The sequence below is a fragment of the Longispora sp. NPDC051575 genome, assembly GCF_040681875.1.
Classification (GTDB): Bacteria; Actinomycetota; Actinomycetes; order Mycobacteriales; family Micromonosporaceae; genus Longispora.
This window is the reverse complement of record NZ_JBFAZP010000017.1, coordinates 42107-60139: the sequence shown is the minus strand read 5'-3', so window position 1 is coordinate 60139 and position 18033 is coordinate 42107. Positions and strand designations below refer to the sequence as shown.

The window sequence follows — 18033 nt, the reverse complement described above, 5'->3', positions numbered from 1 at the left end:
CCTCCTTTCCTGTCTACCCCCCCGTCCACCCCACCACACCCCCTTCCCCCGCCGCTCAGACCCCCCCTATGTCCACCACCGCGCCGGCCCACCCCCGGCGGGCCGTCAGCGCTTCGGGGCTGACTAGTCGAGGGCGTCCTTGACGTCCTCGACCGTCTCCTTCACGTGGCCCTTGGCGTTCTGGACGGCACCTTCGGCCTGCAGGTCCTCGTTGTCGGTGGCGTCGCCGATCTTCTCCTTGGCGTCGCCGACGACCTTGTCCTTGATCGCGTCCGCCTTGTCGTCCAGGCCCATGTGGCGCTCCCTCCGAAGGTGTTGTGCCACAGCGATACCCGAACCACGGGGCGTCAAACCGCCGGGCCGAGCGATCCGCCCGACGTGGCGTCGTGTTTGACCGGACGACATACGCGGTATGCAGGGGACAACGCTGAGCGAGGAGTGCCTGATGACAGAGCATGAGGGCGCCGCCCGGGTCGCGGAACTGGCGAAAGGCATCCGGGTCGCGATGTTCACGACCGTCGACGGTGAGGGCCGGTTCGTCAGCCGCCCGATGGCGCAGCAGGAGGTCGGTTCCGCCGGTGAGCTGTGGTTCTTCGCCGAACGCGACTCCCGCAAGGTCGCCCATCTGGCTGCGGATTCCCGCTGCTCGGTGACGTTGGCCTCCGACGACACGTGGATCTCTATGACCGGTACCGCGCAGGCCGTCCACGACACGGCGAAGGCCCGGGAGCTGTGGAACCCGTGGGTGGAGGCATGGCTGCCGCAGGGCCCCGACAGCCCCGAGGTCGTCCTGATCCGCTTCACCGGTCACTCGGCCGAGTACTGGGACACCCCCGGTGGAAAGGTCGCCTCGGTCATCAGCTTCGTCAAATCCAAGATCACCGGAGAACGCTACGACGGCGGCGAGAACGAGCGCGTGCGGCTGCGAGGGGACGGATCATGAGCGCTCTCACCCGGCCGGTCGGGCTCGGCACCGTGTTCGGGGCCCGGCTCAGCGGGACCGCCCGGCGCGAGGTCGTCGGTGTCGCGGTCGCCTGGGCCGTGCTGGCCGCGATCAGCGCCCGCCCACCCCGCGCCGGGTCGCGGCCCACGCCCGCGACAGGCTGACCCGGTGCACCGCGACCAGGCGTCCTCGTGGCGGTTTATGTACGCGGCACGATGGCGGCCCGTCCTGAGCCTGGTGGGGCTCGGACCGCGACGCAGCTCGGTGACCCTCGACGGGCACACCTTCCGGGCCCGGCTGGGTTGGTGCACGCTGCGGACTCCGCTGACGAACATCGCCTCTGTCCAGCGCACCGGCCCCTACCGGCCGTGGCGGGTGTTCGGCATCCGTGGTTCGTTGACCGACCGCGGGCTGACCATGGGCACGAACACCGACGCCGGGATCTGCGTCGCCTTCACCACTCCCGTCCGCGCCCGCTGGGTGCCCTGGCGGCCGACCAGCGTCACGGTCACCGTCGCAGACCCCGACAGCCTCCTCAGGTCCCTGGCCGGCGCGGACAGGAAACGTTCGCGCTAGGTCCTGTCCCGCCGATCATGACCGTCGGGTACGGCGCGGAGCTAGTCGAGGGTGGCTCGGAAGAGTGAGCCCAGCTCGTGGTACCGGTCAGTCGCCGTAGAGGAGGTCGTGTCGGGGCGGTATCCACGGTGCCGTGAGGCGGGGGCACTGGTCGTGGCCCGGGCCGGTTTCGATCTCGGTGAGGCCGAGCCCGGGTTCCATGTCGTAGCGCAGGTCGCCGATGATCCAGCCGTCGCCCTTCGCGGTCGCCGTCGGCACGCGCGCGAACTGCAACAGTGCCTTCGCGGCACAGGATTCGCCGCCGATGCCGGAAAGGAGGCCGGCGGGCATGGACAGTTCGCCGGCCCACACCAGCTCATCGGTGTCGGCTCGGGCGACAGGCGTGAGCTGCGCCGTGGTTTCGGTGCCACGGCGGACCAACATGGCGCACCGGCTGGCGGGAATCCAGCCGGGGGCGAGGGAATGGAAGACGCGGCGGACAATGTAGCGGTCCTGATCCACCTGCACCGTGAGGACTTCCCGGCACACCGGGTTCACGGGCATCGGGGTGAGGACCGTGTCGAGGGTGCGGGCAGTCGGGAAGCTGCGGGTGAGCGCGGTTTCGATGTCACCCCGGGCGGTCCAGCTGGTGCCGACGAAGGCCGCGGTCACCAGCAGCCAGGCCGCGATCCCGCCGGCCAAGGCGACCCGCGGTGGGCAGAACCGACTCACGGCGGCCAGTCCCACCATCAGCGCGGTCAGCATCAGGGCGAACGAGACCGGAACGAAGCCGGTGAACCAAGCGGCGGCGAGCCCGGCGAGCAGGAAGAACGCGATCAGCCCACGGACGACCCGGCTCGGCAGGACGAACAGCAGGACCGCGGCGCTCGCCCACAGGGCCGGTTCGACGATGAAGACGGCATCGCCGTAGTACCAATGGTTGTCGACGGGCCACAACGGATGTACGCCGTAGCTGTTGGTGAAGTCCAGTCCGATGTGCAGCAGAGGGGCGAGCACGGCGACCCCGGCGACGAACAGCAGGTCCGCCCGCGACGGCGTGACCTTCGTGAACCGCCACCAGAGCCGGACAGCCAGGAACAGCAACACCGACAGGCCGAGCGCACCGAGGATCGTGTGCGTGTGCCCGCGATGGTGCAGCAGGTAGTCCAACGTCGTGCCGGCCCATCCCGTGTACGCCACGTCGATGTCGGGCAGGTTGCCGCCGACGGCCATGACCGTGAGTGCCACGGTCCGGCGGGCCCGGTCGCTCAGCACCGTCGACGGCCGGATGGACCGGTGCAGCGCCTCGCCCACCACGATGCTGATCAGCGTGTGCGTCACATTGTCCATGGCGCGTGATCGTAATCGCCCCGCTACGCGGAAACCTGGCTTTGTCCGCGAGTCCGGGTTCTGTCTCGTGGATCGAGGCCGTCGGTGATGGCACGTAGCCAGTCGAGGGAGCGGGCAACCGCCGCACCACCGACCGCAGCTCCGAGCACGACATCTCCCCAGGAGCAGACATGAACGGGAATCCCGAGCCTGCCACACCCACCCGACCACCGGTCCCGCCGCACCCGGGCACCGACCCGGCCGGCACACCGGAGACCGAGCCCGCTCCCGGCGGATCCGAACCCGATTTCGCCGAGGAACAAGGTCCGCGACGAATCACAAACCCCCAACTGCCAAGACCGAAGCTCCGGATAGTACGAGCGTGGAACAGGCCGCCAGTGGCAACCATCTGGCCCGACCCTAGGCGGCGATGCCGTCGACGGGACGGTCGTAGTGGCGGTGGGCTGCGATCGCGGCGATGAGGTCGGCGAGGAACGCCTTGTTCGGCTTGGCGCCGGCGGCTGCGAACACGACACCGTCGAGGGCTCCTGCGACCGGCTTGCCGGCGGTGCCTTCCTGGTGGCCGGAGGAGTCGTGCACGGGTAGCCGGGCCGCTCGGACGAGGAGGTCCGCGGTGCCCAGTACCCCCAGAGGTTTGGCGTGTTTGTAGGTTTCCGCGACCCAGTGCAGGGCGTAGCCGTCGTTGAGCAGCACGGCGGTGGCGTCCGGGCCGTCGGCGAGGACGGTGGCGTCGTAGAGGACGGAGCTGACGGTGTTCATGGCCCGGTCGACCGGCAGGGCCTTGCCCCTGGCCGGGGTGACCGTCCCGTCGACGGGAGCGAGGAGTTCCACCACCGCGCCGGCCTCGGTCAGCGCGGCGCGGACGGCCTCGACGCTGGGGGCGAGCACGCCGTCGGCCACCAGGATGGCGACCTTACGGCCGGCGATCCCGCCCGCGCCCGGGAGGCTGGTCTGGCTCAGCGCCGGGGACGACCGGCCATGGTTGGACGGGCCCTTTGTGGGGGCCGGTACCCCGATGCCCGCCGCCACGGCCACGGCGAGGGTGTGGTCGATCTGGTTGAGGTGGTCGACCACGAGCGCTCGGATGTGCGGTTTGGTGACCTTGCCGAGTTCGAAGCGGTAGGCGGCGACGATGTGTTCCTTCTCCCACGCCGCCATGCTGTTCCAGAACAGGGTCGCCTGCGAGTAGTGGTCGGCGAACGTCTCCGGCCGCTGGCGGCGTGCTATGCCGTCGACGTGCTCGGGTTGGTGGACGAACGCGCCGCCCGCCGCTCCGGCGACGACGGGGCAACCGCCGCCGAGGCTGTTGGGGTGGTAGTTGGCCTGTGCGAGCGGTACGGCGTGCTGGTGGAATCCGTCCTGCTGGTGGTGGTGCACCGGGGCGACAGGCTGGTTGATCGGAATCTGTTGGAAGTTCGGGCCACCGAGGCGGGTGAGCTGGGTGTCGAGGTAGGAGAACAGGCGGGCCTGCAACAGCGGGTCGTTGGTGAAGTCGATGCCCGGCACCACGTTGCCGACTCCGAAGGCGACCTGCTCGGTCTCGGCGAAGAAGTTGGCCGGGTTGCGGTTCAACACCAACCGCCCGACGGGTACGACCGGGACGAGTTCCTCCGGGACCAGCTTGGTGGAGTCGAGCAGGTCGACCCCGTAGGCGAACTCGTCGGACTCGGCGATGAGCTGCACGCCGAGTTCCCACTCGGGGAACACCCCGGCCTCGATGGACTCCCACAGGTCGCGGCGGTTGAAGTCGGGGTCCTTGCCGGAGATCTTCTGCGCCTCGTCCCAGACCAGGGAGTGCACGCCGGGCACTGGCGTCCAGTGGAACTTCACGAACGTGGCCACGCCGTCGGCGTCGACGAGCCGGAAGGTGTGCACCCCGAAGCCCTGCATGGTGCGGAAGCTGCGCGGCAGCGCCCGGTCGCTCATCAGCCAGATCACGTGGTGCATGGTCTCCGGCTGCAGCGAAACGAAGTCCCAGAACGTGTCGTGCGCGGAGGCGGCCTGCGGGATCTCGTTGTGCGGCTCCGGCTTCACGGCGTGTACGACGTCGGGGAACTTGATGCCGTCCTGGATGAAGAACACCGGCATGTTATTGCCGACCAGGTCGAAGTTGCCCTCCTGGGTGTAGAACTTGACCGCGAAGCCCCGCACGTCGCGCGGGGTGTCCGTGGAGCCGCGCGAGCCCTGCACGGTGGAGAAGCGCACGAACACCGGCGTCCGCCGCGCCGGGTCGGACAGCACCGGCGCGACGGTGTACCCGGCGAGGGAGTCGTCGTAGGGCTGGAAGTAGCCGTGCGCGCCGGAGCCCCGGGCGTGCACGACCCGCTCCGGGATGCGCTCGTGGTCGAAGCGCATGATCTTCTCGCGGAGGTGGAAGTCCTCCAACAGGTTCGGGCCCCGGGGGCCGGCGCGCAGCGCGTTGTCGGTGTCCTCGACGAGGACGCCCTGGTCCGTCGTCATCACCGAGTCGGCGTGGTCGACCTGGTGGGCGGCGAGCTGGGCCTGCTTGGGGTCGGGCGCGCTGGCTCTGGACGGGGACTTCCCGGCCGGCTTGGCAGCCTTGGTCGTGGCCTTCCCGGTGGGCGGGGTGGCCTTCTTCGCGGGGCTGGTCGCTGTGGTCTTCCTCGGCTTGGCGGTCATGACATCGCCTTTCCCTGTGCTGTGGCGAACTCCAGGTTCCCCTCGGGCAGGCTGTCGATGAAGTCCTCGTTGCTGATCGTCACGGCTTCGCCTCACGTCGTCGGATGGAAACCCTGTCCGTGCTCAGCGGCTACGCCACCGCCCGTTGACGGCCACAGCGTGACCCGTACCCCGCTGACCTGCGGTGAAACGCAGGCGACCCACTGCCATCTTGGCAAGGACCAGGCCAAAGATCCTGGAGTTGGCGGACTCCGCAGTTGGACGAGGCCCCGGCGGCTCCGGGTCCGAGCCGACCGCTTGCGGGATCGCGGCTCACTCGCGCGCGTGGTTCGTCACTCCCGCGCGTGGTTCGGCGGCGGTAGCGCAGGCTGACGACGAGTGCCGCCGACGCCGCTCCCTCCTGGTGACGGGGTGCGCCTGCTGGACGCGTCGCGTGGGGCGACACTGCCCAAGATGTCGCCCCACGGACCGTCGGCGAGGTCACCTCGCCACCCGCAGCCCCCTCAAACCACAAGCGGCGCTCCGGCGACCTCTCGGCCGGACATGTTCACGGCCACCTGACACGTATCCAGCAGCCGGCGGTTTCAAACCTCTCCCGGGATACGCCCTCGGACCGTGTGCGTTCCTCGTCCAACGGCATGATTCGCGGCCGGGCGGGTAGTACCTCCGCACCTCCCGCACCAGCCCGCCCCCACCCCCACCGGAGCACCACATGCCCGTCAACGAACCCGCCCTGTGGGCTCGGGCCCGCCGCGTCTTCTGGCTCACGGCCACCGCCACCGTCGCCGTCGTCACGGTACTGATCATCGTTCGCGCCCTGTACCTGCTCGTCGGCCTGCTGACCCTGATCCTGGTGGCGTTGTTCATCGCGGTCAGCCTGGACCCGGCGGTGCGATGGCTGACCCGGCGCGGCTTCGGCCGGCCCTGGGCGGTCGGGCTCATCGCCACGGTCATGTTCGCCACGGTGGCGGGATTCATCGCCGCTGTCGTGCCTACCATGATCGACCAAGGACAGAACCTCATCAACCAACTGCCCGACTACCTCGCCCAGGCCCGCGACAACTCGCGCACCCTGCGCGACCTGGGCGACAGACTCCAGGTCACCGACAAGGTCACCGCGTGGGCCGCCGACCTGCCCGCCAAGGTCGGCGCCTCGGCCCTGGCCTGGGGAGTGAACGTCCTCAGCGCCCTGGTCTCCGCACTGCTTGTCGCAGTGCTGACGGTCTACTTCATGCTCGACCTGCCCCGCATCCGACGGGGCACGGTCGCCCTGTTCCCCGCCGCGCGCCGGCAGGCGGCGGGGCGGGCGGTGAACGTGATCGTCGACAAGGTCGGCGCCTACATGATCGGCAACCTCGTCATCTCCGGCATCGCCGGCCTGACGGCCCTACCGGTCCTCCTGCTTCTGAAGGTGCCCTACGCGGTCGTCCTCGCCGTCGTCGTCGCCGTCACCGACCTGATCCCCCTGATCGGGGCACTGCTCGGCGCGGCGATCTGCACCGCCGTGGCGACCCTCGGCGTGGACCTGTGGCCCGCCGGAGGACTCGTGGCCCTCTTCTTCCTGCTGTACCAGCAGCTGGAGAACTACGTCATCGCCCCCAGGGTCCTGCGCGACGCCGCGAACCTACCCGCCGTCGCCGTCCTGCTCATCGGGCTGACCGGCGGCGCCCTCCTCGGCCTCGTCGGAATCCTGATGGCCGTGCCCGTCGCCGCCGCGATCAAGGTCCTCATCGACGACCACCGCGAACGCGCCACCGCCCTCACCGACGAAGCCGACACCACGAGTTCCTAGCCGGCGGGCCCTCACCGGTCGAGGAAGTGCCCTGCGTCCTCCGCCGTCACCGAACCAGCCCGACAGTGCAGCAGCCTCCAGCACGTGACGGTGCCCTCGGGGTCCCGCAACCGCCCCGTGGACAGGGCTGCGGTGATGGTGTCACGGACCTGCCCCTCGTCTGCGGGCTCGACCGTGAACACGGTCCGCGACAGCACCGCCCCATCCCCGGCTCCCTGGTCGCCGGCCGCCGCCGTGCGGGTCGTCTCGGTGTGGTGCGGTGCCACCGGGCAGGGCGGGTCGTGGGTGAACGAACCGCACAGCGCGATCGTGACCACCCCACCCGGAGCGCGTAGGTCAGCGTCGGCCGCCATCTCCAGTACCGCCTCGACTACGAACACCTGCCGCATCGGCCCAGTCTGCCCGGTCACGGCTTCCCGCACATGTACACGGGCCGTCTTTGTCACGTGTGCGGCCGGATCGACCGCTGAAGCCGACCAGTACGTCCTGCGAGCCTGGGCAACCGCAGCTCGGGCCGTGGTTCCAGGTCGGCGTGCGGCTCGGATGCGTCATCGTGGCGCCTCCACCGATCAGGCGCTGACCCGCAATGTGGTCAGGTTCAGGTAAGCGACCGACGACCTGTAGTCCTCGACCGTGTCACCCGGGCCCACAGGTAGGGGCGCCCACGCACAGATACCCTCGTATTTGTCTATATCTATGGGAAGTGTGACTGTTGCCTTTACTGCTCCATCCTGATTTGGCCCTAGCCGCTCCGACAGGATGACCGCTCCCCACTCGGACCGAAACGTCTCGTTGGCGGGTGGTCCGGACTTCGAGGGTCGAGGGTCGGCCCAGTTCTTCTCGCACACACTCCGCGCGCTGGTGTCCGGGTGGCGGAACTTGGTCAGGGCGATGACTTGGATCAGCAGTTGATCGATGTTCCGCAGGCCGGCGCCGCTCACCTCCACGGTGACGACCGACAACTCCGTGTCTTTGCCCTTGGGGTCCAAGGACATCGACACGAAGGGCTGCTCGCGTTCGGCAACGCTGTTCGCACCCACCTGCACGGCCCTCACCGCCCCTGCCGTGAGCGCGAGCACCGCGACAACAACGACGATCCCTTTGACACCATTGAACGCTGCCCAGCGGGTCGCCACCGCAGCTCCGAGAATGACAACGGAAGCGGCTACGCCGGCCACCACGAGCCCAAAAACAAAAATCTGCGCGAGGTCTTCCGGCTGGTTTCGCACCGCACGGGTCAGCAGTCCACCGCTCACCCCGACCACCGCGAAGGCGGCCACAAGCAGCGCCAGGGACGCCGCCAAGGCTGTCGGCAGCGTGAACCCTTTCTCGCCTTGCTTCTCTTCTTCGGGCACTGTCGCCCCCTTGCCGGCCGGGTTCATCAACCCGGATAGTTAAGCTGACAATGCATTTACGGCGCTCACGGCGCGCCGCGAGGAATGCCCCGGGTAGTACGGCTTGACCTGGGAAAAGCCGCTCTGAACGCCCGCACCGAGAACCGACGACGGCGCCGGCCACCCCATCAGGGGCGGCGGGCGCCGGCGTGTTTCCGGACCCTCGCGGATCATTGCGATACGTCGCGCGCCGATCGTCAGCCCTGCGACGTATCCACCGGAAGGGAACCGCACGACCATTTCGGAAGGAGGGGGAGGTCTCCGGTACGCAGACGTCGACCCGTCGGTTCGATTCAGGCTTCACGGATCTGGGTACACCATGAGACATGGGTATTGGAGCTGGCATTTTCCTGATCGCGGTGGGCGCGATTCTCGCGTTCGCCGTGGACTGGCAGGTCTCCGGGATCGACATCCGACTCGTCGGCTGGATCCTGATGGCAGCCGGCGCGGCAGGGTTGATCTTCTTCTTCGCGTTCTGGAACCGCCGCCGCAGCGCTGTGGTGACCGAGCGCCGCGAGTACGACGACCCGAACACTCCCCCGATGTAGTCGCGAGCGCGGGCTCGGCGGTCGTCCGATTTCGCCGCGTCGCGGTATCAACGCCGGCTGCGGCCGGCCGCGCTCACCGGCTAGGTGTACCGCATGGTTTCTGGACAGGACCATACTTCCCGCCAGGCCGCAGGGATCGAAAGAGCGGACAGTCGGGCCACGTGGAGTCCGTGGCCCGGCTGCCGGCCGCGTCGCTGTAGTCCGGATCCACGCCGCCGACGCGACCCGCCCACTGCCTCAGGGTTACGCCGCCTCGCCCGCATCTGGCGTCCCCCTGTTTCAGCCGGGTCTGGTATCGCTTTAGCGGCTCCGGCCTCTCGTAGGGCAGGTGAGCGCCGGAGCCGTGCACGATCTTCGCGGAGCGCCTTCATGAGCACTCGGTGCACGGTGCGGACCGTCGTCGCGACAGTGGACCTCCGGACTTGCCGCCCTTGGCGAGTAGCGTCTTGCACAGGCCGTGGATCACGTTCTTGTCGAGCGAGTACAGCTGCCCCCGATGTGCGGGACGATGTAGACGCGGATCAGGTCGGCGTAGTTGACCTGCGAGGTCTCCTACGGATCGAGTTCGCGCTCACTGAGCCATTGGGCGAGTTCCTGCTTCACGCCCCCGTCAGCGGCGAGGTCGGTCTGCCCACAGATCTCCCGCGCCTTGCGCTCCGCCTCGACCGCGGCCTGGTCCGTGAGGTAGCCGCGTTCCTTCTTCGTCCGGCGCTTGTTGTCGGGTCCGGCGGGGAGGTCGAACTTGTAGAACCAGCGGGTCTTGCCGCTGGCGAGTAGGTATTCGTACCCAGCCATCGGAGGTGCCTACGTGGCACCGAAGGGGGTGTTGATCTCAACCGTACGCCGGCTCCAGTATCACGCCCGGGCCATAAGATCATCTGAAGCCGGTACGACGTGGACGGTCACCGATGGATGCGCATAGAACAAGGGCCGCCGACCTGGGATTTCTCCCAACTCAACGACCCTCGATATCTGTCGGGCTGACAGGATTTGAACCTGCGACCCCTTGACCCCCAGTTGTCTATATCTTTTGCTAGATAGCACTAGATAATCCACTGACGTCCATTTAGCTGGGACTATTCGAACTCCTCGATTCATCTGATCCGCCGTAGGATGCTCAGTCCACACCGCTCAAGCCGGGATCGGTACCACGTTCGGTGCCACGGTGAATCAAGTGCGCTCCCTGCCGAACGATCCAGGGGCTCCGCACGGGCGCTCCCACGGGTGAGTTGCGTGGAGCGGAGTTCGCTGCACCGCAGGTCCGCTCGCGTTGGACGTCGGCAGCGGGTCCAGTTGCGTCGCCCACACCCGAGCGTGATCACCGAGGACACCGTGCGCCACGCCATAGCGATCAGGTCGCACCAGCGGACAAACGCGGCCCGGGTCAACGCGTTGAACGCGACCCGCCCGTCCCCCCGTTCAAAGGTCAGCGTGGCGCCGAGTCCACCCGCATGGCCGAGGCCACTGGCACGGTCCTGCCCGTCGCCCCCACCGGTGAAGGCGGACGGTGTGCGGCGCTCACCAACGACGGGCGCTGCGGAGGGTACGAAGCACGCCCGATGATCTGCCCGGTATGGGGCGCCGCAGAAGTGATGGCCTGCCCGTACGGCTGCCGACCCGCGACCCGGTTGCTCACCGACCACGAGACGCTGGAGCTGGTGCTCGACAGCTTCTCCGCCGGCGGCGGCCCCTTGACAACCGAGACCATCGACGCTCTGCGCCGCCTTTCCGCCCAAGCCGACATCCTGCCGGTGCTCGCCACGATCCTGCGCGGGGAACCAGACACCGACGCCAGCTGATCGCCGCGTCTCCAGCCACCCATGACCACCTGGCCCAGGGCGTGCGCATCGACCGGGCGATGTCACACCCTCCTGGCAGTCTGACCCGCGTGACACCTCTCTCGATCATCACTGGTGACGCCACCGACCCGCAGGCCTCGGGGCAAAAGATCATCGCGCACGTGTGTAACGATCGCGGCGGATGGGGCAAGGGCTTCGTCCTCGCCCTGTCGCAGCGCTGGCCCGAGCCGGAGCGTGACTTCCGGGCCTGGTGGCGCGGACGGGCCGGAAACGACTTCGGACTCGGAGCCACCCGCCTCGTCCAGGTCACGCCCGACATCTGGGTGGCGAACATGGTGGGCCAGCACCTCACTCGCCCCACCGCGGCCGGCCCCCCGGTGCGCTACGACGCGATCGAGGAATGCCTCACCACCCTCGCCCGCACCGCCCTGCACCTGGAGGCCAGCGTGCATATGCCGCGCATCGGCTGCGGACTGTCCGGCGGAACGTGGAACGTCATCGAGCCACTCATCACGACCACCCTCAGCGTTCATGACATCCCCGTCACGGTCTACGACTTCCCGGCAGCAGACGCCGACCAGCGGGTTTGACTACGGCCACATGGATAGCGGCGGGCACCTTACGGAGATCCTCTGGTCCGTATTCACTCTTGTGGCCCCCGGCACAGCAGCCAGAACTGCCCAGTTCAGGTCCGCACGAATCGCCGATCGGTGTTCGAGAGTCGTTCTACTCACATCCGTTCTCCCCGGCCTCCTCGGCTTCACGTCCAAACCGTCCACCGCTGAACTATCGAACTCCATCGCGACTGGGCAGAGTTCGTCGCCAGCCGATCGACCTCACACAGACCGCGCAATAGCACTCGTCGAGGCACGCGCGTTATGGCTCTTGCGAATGAATCTCCTGAACGCACCAACTCATGAAGGCATGGAGATCGTCCAGGTTTACCGCGCTGATCGGCGCAGTCTCGGTCCGGCCGTGCTGAGGCATGTCATGGCACGAGTCGGCTTCCGGAATTCCGCCACTCCGCCACCGCTTTATGACCTGACCTTCTACCAGCATCGCCTGTTCGCGTGTTGGCAGTTCCCAGTAGAACTCGTGTTCTTCCGAGGTGGATGCAAGCCTCCAACCCTCGCGGCGGTGATCGAAGAGTCGCCTCCCGAACACTTGGGCGACGCCGACTTTCACCGCGCTCCGGCCGGAACTTGCCACAAGATACAGACCTGTCGGTCCGTCGGCATGACAGGCAGGACAGAACGTCTCATCCTCGGCGGATGGCATTCCTGTCCAGTCGTCCCAACTCCAGCCGAGAGCATGCAGAGCGTTGGCGGTGCGCCTCCCCATGCGCAAGTACTCCGGGTCCAGGTCAACACGTCGAGCACGCATGTGAAGAGCAAGTTCGACCGTCGCTGGGCAGTCGGGCACTCCGCAGCTCAGCTCGACGCTCCAGGAATTGCCGTCCCAGCCGAAAATTGAACGTTTGTCCACCATGGCGAGACGCTACATCACCGTCCGTCACCCGATGTAATCATCGAACACCTCATGAACTGCGCGGCCTCCCCGCGGCGCTTCCGTGCACCCGCAACCCACCGGGGCGCATGTGACCTTGATGTGGCTGGGCGAACGCGGCCTGATGCGGCACTAGAGGCGCAGTAGCCAGTCGACCAGCGCCCGGCACGCACCGGAAAGCGCTCCGGAGATCGCCGCGCTGATCAGGGACAGGCGCCGGGGGCGGAGACGAAGACGCATGTAGGGCTCCTCTCGAGGTGCGGTGCCTTGCGCACCGCTGGATGTCACTCTGCTGACATCGCCCGCCGAGCCGGTCCAGATCGGCCACAGCGGATACTTCGGCGGCTACGCTGCCGCTCAGTCCGCCTGCCCGGATCATCCTGAACGGATGAACCGGGCAGGCCGCCATGACGACGGAGGTGGGTTCGTGCCGGACCGCAGCCCGGGACTCGAGCGTTTGCAGCACGAACTGCACGCGCTGGAGAAGCGTGCAGTTGAGATGCGTAGGCGCCGAGGGAAGCCGGCGACGCGTGGTGAGGCGGTCAAAGGTGCCAGGAAGTTCCTGCCCGATAGCGGGCTGAACACGCAGCGGATCAGCGACTGGATGAAGCCGGAGGGCAGAGCACCCCGAGACGCCGACCGGATCTGGGCGCTTGTCCAGACATGGTCCGTCTGGACCGAGGAGCCGCCCCAGCACGACAGGCGCTACTGGGCGCGGCTGGTAGAGGACGCACAGCCCCTCCGCAGGACCGCCCGCCCGGAGCTTGGCTCCCAGACCGCAGAGGAGCCCGGGCAGGGTTTGCGGATCGCGGACTGCAGGCCCGAGGACCTCGGTGTTCACAGTTCCGGGCGGACGATATCCACCTACGTCACCCGTGATCATGACGATGAACTACGTACCCAGCTTCGGGCGGCAATGGCTGGTGGCGGCCTGGTCGTGGTCGTCGGCGACTCGTCCTCGGGGAAGTCGCGCAGCGTGTGGGAAGCCCTCAACGTGATCATGTCCGACTGGGCAGTGATAGTGCCCGGCTCGGTGACTGAGCTCCGCGCTACCGAGCCCGTCCCAGACAGGACGGTCGTGCTACTCGACGACACCCCGGCCGTGACACATCTGGCTCCGGGTAATCTCACCCGCACCGACATCCAGAACCTGATCCGCCGACACACTCGCGCGCACAACCAGGACGTCGGACCTGTCATCGTGTATCTCGTGTGGCCCGGACCGTTCCAGATCATGACCACCGAACCAGGGCAGCGCCACGGCGATCACGCCCAGTCTGAGCGTGATCCGGTCACGCGCGACCGTTGGCGCGACGCGCGGGAGGCACTACGGCTGGCCGTCAGCCCACCGGTGCGTGTGCGGTCACGCTTCAGCCCCCAGGAGCGTCATCAAGCCCGGCACCACGCGGCCGGCGACCAGCTACTGGCCGCGGCGCTCAACGACTCACGATTCGACGTTACCCAGCACCTCGCCGGTGCCCCGCGGCTGATGAGCCGATGGCTGGACGCAGAGGCACTGAACCCGTACGGCTTCGCCATACTGAACGCCGCGATCGACATCCGCCGGCTCGGGGTCCAAGCACCGCTGACGACGGAGATGCTCACCGACGTGGCCGTGCACTACCTACCCGACCCGATCTTCGTCGAGGCCGGCCCGGAATGGACGCGAGCAGCACTGGAGTACGCGACGACGGACCTCGGCGGCGGGGTGCGAGCCCTCAGCCCCGTCCGTGGGGCCTCGATCAGCGTCAACGCCGGCTACGACCTCGCCGACTACCTCCAGCAACACGGCGCGCGGGAGAGGTACTTCGAGATCATCCCCGATGGCTTGTGGAACACGCTGCCGGCGCATCTCACGGCCGCCGAAGACCTGTTGGAACTTGCCTCAGCCGCCTACTCCCGGGGCCGATCAGCGCAGACCCTTGACCTATGCCGCACCGCGATGAACTGCTCGGAGACCGATGTCGAGGTGATCGAAGCTTTCGCCCGAGCCCTCGTCGAGCACGGACACGAAGCGGAACTGCGGGAACACGCCGACAACGGTGAGATCGAAGCCCAGTGGGGGCTCCTGGAACTGCTCCTGCAGCAGGACCGGGTACCCGAGGCACTACCTCTCCTTCATGAGGTCGATCCCGACGGGGAGACCGACGCCTTACACGCGCTGCTCGTCGGCCTCGTCAACCGTGGCCAGGAAAAGACCCTGCGCGAACTCGCCGACTCAGGGGACAACTTTTCCCAGTTCACCTACTGGCGCCTGCTCGCCGACCAAGGCCGCGAGGACGACCTGCGGCACGAGGCTGGTAAGCACCCGTTGGCGCTCGACGACCTGGCCGATCTCCTCGCCGCAGCCGGCCGGATCGACGAGGCCATCGACGCGCTTGGGACCCTCGCTGAACACGACGATCTTGACCCCGGCGCCCACTCGTTAGGAGCGATGCTCGTTCGTTGCGGCCGTGAGGACGAACTGCGAGCCTCCTCACCAGAAGAATGGCCAGCCGCTCGCATGTTCCTCACTATGCTCCTGACGGCCCAGAGGCGCGAAGCCGAACTACGAGCCATGGCAGCCACCGACGATACCCACGATCGAATGCACGCCGTGCGAGGGCTGGCAGAGCTTCTGGCAGCCCGAGCCAGCGATGAGGACATCGCAGAACTTGAGGACCTTGCCCGGCACGATGACCTCGACGAGTACCTCGTGGACGCCTACGCGATGCGGGGTCGCGAGGAGGACCTCCAGCGCATGGTCGAGACCGCGGCCCCCGGCATGGCTCATCACGCCCGACAGGCTCGGGCACGGATGCTCCTCGACGGCGACCGCGAAGGCGACCTGCGACGGTGGGCTGCCACGGGCGACCACACCGCATGGCTCGCGCTCATCGAGCTTCTCCAGCGGCAAGGACGCACAGACGACCTCAATCTCCTCGACGCGGTTGGCGCGACAGTGACGTGCCCCTGCCGGCACTGACCAGCCCAGAGCGAACCGAACTCGAAGCTCCGCGCCATCCTGCCACGGCCATACCCCGACGAGCCTTCCGCCTCGATGCCACCTCATTCCGTCACCGAGTAGAGCGGACCGGCTCTCAGCGCGCGCCGGGGAGGGTGAACAGGAGCCGGTCGAGTTGCGGGACGGTGTCGGCCAGCAGATCGGTGAGCACGGCGTAGCGTTCCCGCAGCACGGCCTGGTCCACCGTCGGCGGCCACGGTGGTGGCCGTAGCGCGTCGGGCAGTACGGCTTCGGCGGCCGCGAGTCGGTCGCGCGCCACGACGTGCGCCTCCTCCTGCTGGTGCGGCGTGAACCGTTCGAGGCCCCGGCCCCGCTGGCTCCTGGGCTCGGCGGCCGTGAGCGCGTACGCCGCCCACCCCAGGTCGCGGGCACCTCCTCGACCAGGGCCGTGACCACACGCGCGACCAGCGTGACGTCCGGTTCGCCGATGGCGGCCCGCGCGGTGCTCGTCGCGGCCACCAGGCGCAGCACCGCCACCTGCTGCCATCGCTCGATCCGGCGGCCGCCGCGGTCGCGCCACACATCGGCGGCGACGAACCCGGTCAGGGCCTGCAGGTCCCGCAGGCCCGGGCCGCCGCACACCATGCACAGCCGCCGGTGACCCTCCAGAACGAGATGCCACCACGGCAAATGATCGACTTGCTCGGTCGGGCGCGAGCGGATGTTGCGGCAGTCGACCGCGTGCAGCCGGTCTCCCCGGCCGGTGTCACCGACCGCGACCCGCAACCAGCCGAGAGACCGGACCACGATCGGCCGCTCCGTCTCCCGGTAGTACTCGTCCGCCCACGACGGCACGGGCGGCACGACGGGGAGCACCAGCTCGCCGCCGTCCACGGCGAAGCTGTCTCCGACCGCGTCGAGGAACGCGACGTCGGCGTCGCCCAGCATGTCGTGTGGGTGCAGCGCCCGGCGGTTGGGGTTGCGGGCCGCCTCCAGGAACCGCGCGGCCCGGGCGAACGTCGCGGCAACCGTGCCCGGGGCAGGCGCCTCGCTGTGGCGACCGGACGCGGCGATGAGGTCCCGTACGACCAGCACCGGAAGGTCGGCCAGCAGCACCCGGAGTGCTTCGAGCTTCACGTACGGCCCCAGATCGCGGGCCTTGGCGTACGCGGCGGTCAGCGCGGCACGGTCCTGCCCGTCATCGAGGTCGTCGTCAGCCTCACCGAGATAGAACTCCGGGAGCAGCCGGACGGGGTCGGCCAGCACCCGATCGGCCAGACGCCGCTCCCAGTCGTCGTTGTCGGCGTGGAGCCGCGCGTGATGCTCGGCCTGTATGACCTCGGCGCGCTCAGGCCAGTCCGCCCACGGACACTCCAGAACACCGACGGAGACCTGCAGTTCCTCGTTCCGCTTCATCCGACGCACGACCTGCGCGAGTTTCGTCGGGCTCCGGCCCGGGTCCACCACCTGCACGGTCACGTTCCCGTGGCCATCGAGGGACACCAGCCGCACCCGCGCCGCCACCGGCGTGCCGTCGGGACGCCGATACGTCACGAACGTGTACTCGCCCCCGACCTCCACCTCAGACTGCCTCACACTCACCAGCATCCCACGCCAGCAGGCTGCGGCAGGAAGTCTCGCCCGACACCTGTTCAGGGGCTTACTCTGCGACGATCGCGGGCTATGACGACCAGCTCGATGCCGATAGGTCTCGGTCCAGCAGTTCAATCGCGGAAAGGACTGTCGCCGCCTGGCTGAGCGCCTCACGCTCTCGGTGGCGTTCGACAAGCTCCTCAGCCCGCGTTGCCAGCCTCGGCGAGTTTTGCGTTGACGATGTTCGTGATGACCATCCCGCCGATCGCCGCCGCGGCACCCACGACTGCGTCGACGACGGACGCCCTTCGAAAGCCGTCCGGTCAGGTTAGGGGCCAGCCGGGGCTACCGGGCCAATCGACGTCGAGGAACTCGGCGATGCGGCGAAGGTGTTTGCGGCTGAGTCCGAGGCGCTGGTGGGGGCTGATCACCAGCACCTGGTTGAGGACTCGTGTGAACGGGCCTGGGTTGTCCATGATCGGCCGGTGGGTTTTGAGTTCCCACTGGGCATCGTCGTCGGTCCAGACGAGATCCCTACCCTCAACCCCCACGACACGCTCTGCGGCCGGCAGCTTCCACCACGACGCTCCAACCGGACGCGCCCCTCCGACAGCCTCGCCGTTGTCGTACTCAGGGCACGGCTGGACCTTGAACGACGGCAGGTCCAGGAGCTCGCCGAGCATCAAGGCCTCGTCCTGCCAGGTGGTGTGCCAGCGGACCTCGGCCGCGCCGGCATCGTGCACGCGGCGGAGGAACTCAAGAACCGGCTCGGCGCACAGGATCGGCCACGTCTCCCCGCGGCAGTCCGCGTCGAGCTGCCGCCATGACGGCCATGTCGACCGGTCTGGTCTGCTACCGATCGCGTTGACGACCCCGTCGATATCGAGGAGCCACACGGGCACGCCGCCGCTCACCGGGCCGGCTCCCGGTGAGGCCGGGACGTCGGGATCGCCCACCCCGGGCCAGCTC

16 protein-coding genes are annotated in these 18033 nt (G+C 68.2%); 8 read left to right on the top strand and 8 right to left on the bottom strand.

Annotation, left to right across the window (positions count from 1 at the left end; genetic code table 11):
• Positions 1-123: 123 nt before the first annotated feature.
• On the bottom strand, positions 124-294 hold the full coding sequence (locus tag AB0M43_RS36785; RefSeq protein WP_363719687.1) for a CsbD family protein: 171 nt from the start codon (positions 292-294) through the stop codon (positions 124-126).
• 151 nt (positions 295-445) lie between these two features.
• Between AB0M43_RS36785 and AB0M43_RS36780 the strand changes: the two genes are divergently transcribed.
• The 3 genes from AB0M43_RS36780 to AB0M43_RS36770 are packed head-to-tail and all read left to right on the top strand — an operon-like array spanning position 446 to position 1519.
• A complete protein-coding gene (locus tag AB0M43_RS36780; protein WP_363731840.1) occupies positions 446-943 on the top strand; it encodes a pyridoxamine 5'-phosphate oxidase family protein in 498 nt (165 codons plus the stop codon).
• On the top strand, positions 940-1107 hold the full coding sequence (locus AB0M43_RS36775) for a hypothetical protein (protein WP_363731839.1): 168 nt from the start codon (positions 940-942) through the stop codon (positions 1105-1107). Before AB0M43_RS36780 ends, AB0M43_RS36775 begins: the two co-directional genes overlap by 4 nt.
• 4 nt (positions 1108-1111) lie before the next feature.
• Positions 1112-1519 carry a hypothetical protein gene (locus AB0M43_RS36770; RefSeq protein WP_363731836.1) on the top strand — a complete coding sequence of 136 codons (408 nt, stop codon included), beginning with the start codon at positions 1112-1114 and terminating at the stop codon, positions 1517-1519.
• Positions 1520-1606: 87 nt separating this feature from the next.
• Here AB0M43_RS36770 and AB0M43_RS36765 read toward each other — a convergent pair whose 3' ends face one another.
• Both AB0M43_RS36765 and AB0M43_RS36760 read right to left on the bottom strand, forming a co-directional pair.
• Positions 1607-2848 (bottom strand): metal-dependent hydrolase, encoded by a 1242-nt coding sequence (locus AB0M43_RS36765; protein ID WP_363731835.1) that lies wholly within the window; start codon positions 2846-2848, stop codon positions 1607-1609.
• A 399-nt stretch (positions 2849-3247) separates the two neighbouring features.
• Positions 3248-5488 (bottom strand): catalase, encoded by a 2241-nt coding sequence (locus tag AB0M43_RS36760; RefSeq protein ID WP_363731832.1) that lies wholly within the window; start codon positions 5486-5488, stop codon positions 3248-3250.
• A gap of 712 nt (positions 5489-6200) precedes the next feature.
• Between AB0M43_RS36760 and AB0M43_RS36755 the strand changes: the two genes are divergently transcribed.
• Positions 6201-7280, top strand: a complete 1080-nt coding sequence (locus tag AB0M43_RS36755; protein ID WP_363731830.1) for an AI-2E family transporter — start codon at positions 6201-6203, stop codon at positions 7278-7280.
• Between the two features lie 11 nt (positions 7281-7291).
• On the opposite strand, the gene AB0M43_RS36750 is transcribed toward AB0M43_RS36755, so the two are convergent.
• Positions 7292-7669: a hypothetical protein gene (locus AB0M43_RS36750; protein ID WP_363731827.1), complete on the bottom strand. Its 378-nt coding sequence runs from the start codon at positions 7667-7669 to the stop codon at positions 7292-7294.
• Positions 7670-7849: 180 nt separating this feature from the next.
• On the bottom strand, positions 7850-8635 hold the full coding sequence (locus AB0M43_RS36745) for a hypothetical protein (RefSeq protein ID WP_363731825.1): 786 nt from the start codon (positions 8633-8635) through the stop codon (positions 7850-7852).
• Between the two features lie 365 nt (positions 8636-9000).
• Here AB0M43_RS36745 and AB0M43_RS36740 point away from each other — a divergent pair, with 365 nt between their 5' ends.
• Positions 9001-9222 carry a DUF6458 family protein gene (locus AB0M43_RS36740; RefSeq protein WP_363731824.1) on the top strand — a complete coding sequence of 74 codons (222 nt, stop codon included), beginning with the start codon at positions 9001-9003 and terminating at the stop codon, positions 9220-9222.
• Positions 9223-9774: 552 nt separating this feature from the next.
• Here the strand turns inward: AB0M43_RS36740 and AB0M43_RS36735 are convergent.
• Positions 9775-10017: a hypothetical protein gene (locus tag AB0M43_RS36735; RefSeq protein ID WP_363731822.1), complete on the bottom strand. Its 243-nt coding sequence runs from the start codon at positions 10015-10017 to the stop codon at positions 9775-9777.
• A 764-nt stretch (positions 10018-10781) separates the two neighbouring features.
• On the opposite strand from AB0M43_RS36735, the gene AB0M43_RS36730 reads away from it, so the two are divergent.
• Complete coding sequence (locus tag AB0M43_RS36730) at positions 10782-11021, top strand: hypothetical protein (RefSeq protein ID WP_363731821.1); 240 nt, start codon at positions 10782-10784, stop codon at positions 11019-11021.
• A gap of 41 nt (positions 11022-11062) precedes the next feature.
• Complete coding sequence (locus AB0M43_RS36725) at positions 11063-11611, top strand: Appr-1-p processing protein (protein ID WP_363731818.1); 549 nt, start codon at positions 11063-11065, stop codon at positions 11609-11611.
• Between the two features lie 286 nt (positions 11612-11897).
• Here AB0M43_RS36725 and AB0M43_RS36720 read toward each other — a convergent pair whose 3' ends face one another.
• Complete coding sequence (locus AB0M43_RS36720) at positions 11898-12509, bottom strand: hypothetical protein (RefSeq protein ID WP_363731816.1); 612 nt, start codon at positions 12507-12509, stop codon at positions 11898-11900.
• Between the two features lie 280 nt (positions 12510-12789).
• Here AB0M43_RS36720 and AB0M43_RS36715 point away from each other — a divergent pair, with 280 nt between their 5' ends.
• Positions 12790-15492 carry a hypothetical protein gene (locus AB0M43_RS36715; protein WP_363731814.1) on the top strand — a complete coding sequence of 901 codons (2703 nt, stop codon included), beginning with the start codon at positions 12790-12792 and terminating at the stop codon, positions 15490-15492.
• Between the two features lie 1895 nt (positions 15493-17387).
• Here the strand turns inward: AB0M43_RS36715 and AB0M43_RS36710 are convergent.
• Positions 17388-18020: a hypothetical protein gene (locus tag AB0M43_RS36710; RefSeq protein ID WP_363731812.1), complete on the bottom strand. Its 633-nt coding sequence runs from the start codon at positions 18018-18020 to the stop codon at positions 17388-17390.
• Positions 18021-18033: the final 13 nt, after the last annotated feature.

Coding starts and splice junctions, on each gene's coding strand:
- AB0M43_RS36735 (WP_363731822.1), bottom strand. CDS start 10,017: ATGGCTGGGTACGAATACCTACTCGCCAGCGGCAAGACCCGCTGGTTC.
- AB0M43_RS36720 (WP_363731816.1), bottom strand. CDS start 12,509: ATGGTGGACAAACGTTCAATTTTCGGCTGGGACGGCAATTCCTGGAGC.
- AB0M43_RS36765 (WP_363731835.1), bottom strand. CDS start 2,848: ATGGACAATGTGACGCACACGCTGATCAGCATCGTGGTGGGCGAGGCG.
- AB0M43_RS36750 (WP_363731827.1), bottom strand. CDS start 7,669: ATGCGGCAGGTGTTCGTAGTCGAGGCGGTACTGGAGATGGCGGCCGAC.
- AB0M43_RS36740 (WP_363731824.1), top strand. CDS start 9,001: ATGGGTATTGGAGCTGGCATTTTCCTGATCGCGGTGGGCGCGATTCTC.
- AB0M43_RS36730 (WP_363731821.1), top strand. CDS start 10,782: ATGATCTGCCCGGTATGGGGCGCCGCAGAAGTGATGGCCTGCCCGTAC.
- AB0M43_RS36785 (WP_363719687.1), bottom strand. CDS start 294: ATGGGCCTGGACGACAAGGCGGACGCGATCAAGGACAAGGTCGTCGGC.
- AB0M43_RS36755 (WP_363731830.1), top strand. CDS start 6,201: ATGCCCGTCAACGAACCCGCCCTGTGGGCTCGGGCCCGCCGCGTCTTC.
- AB0M43_RS36780 (WP_363731840.1), top strand. CDS start 446: ATGACAGAGCATGAGGGCGCCGCCCGGGTCGCGGAACTGGCGAAAGGC.
- AB0M43_RS36760 (WP_363731832.1), bottom strand. CDS start 5,488: ATGACCGCCAAGCCGAGGAAGACCACAGCGACCAGCCCCGCGAAGAAG.
- AB0M43_RS36775 (WP_363731839.1), top strand. CDS start 940: ATGAGCGCTCTCACCCGGCCGGTCGGGCTCGGCACCGTGTTCGGGGCC.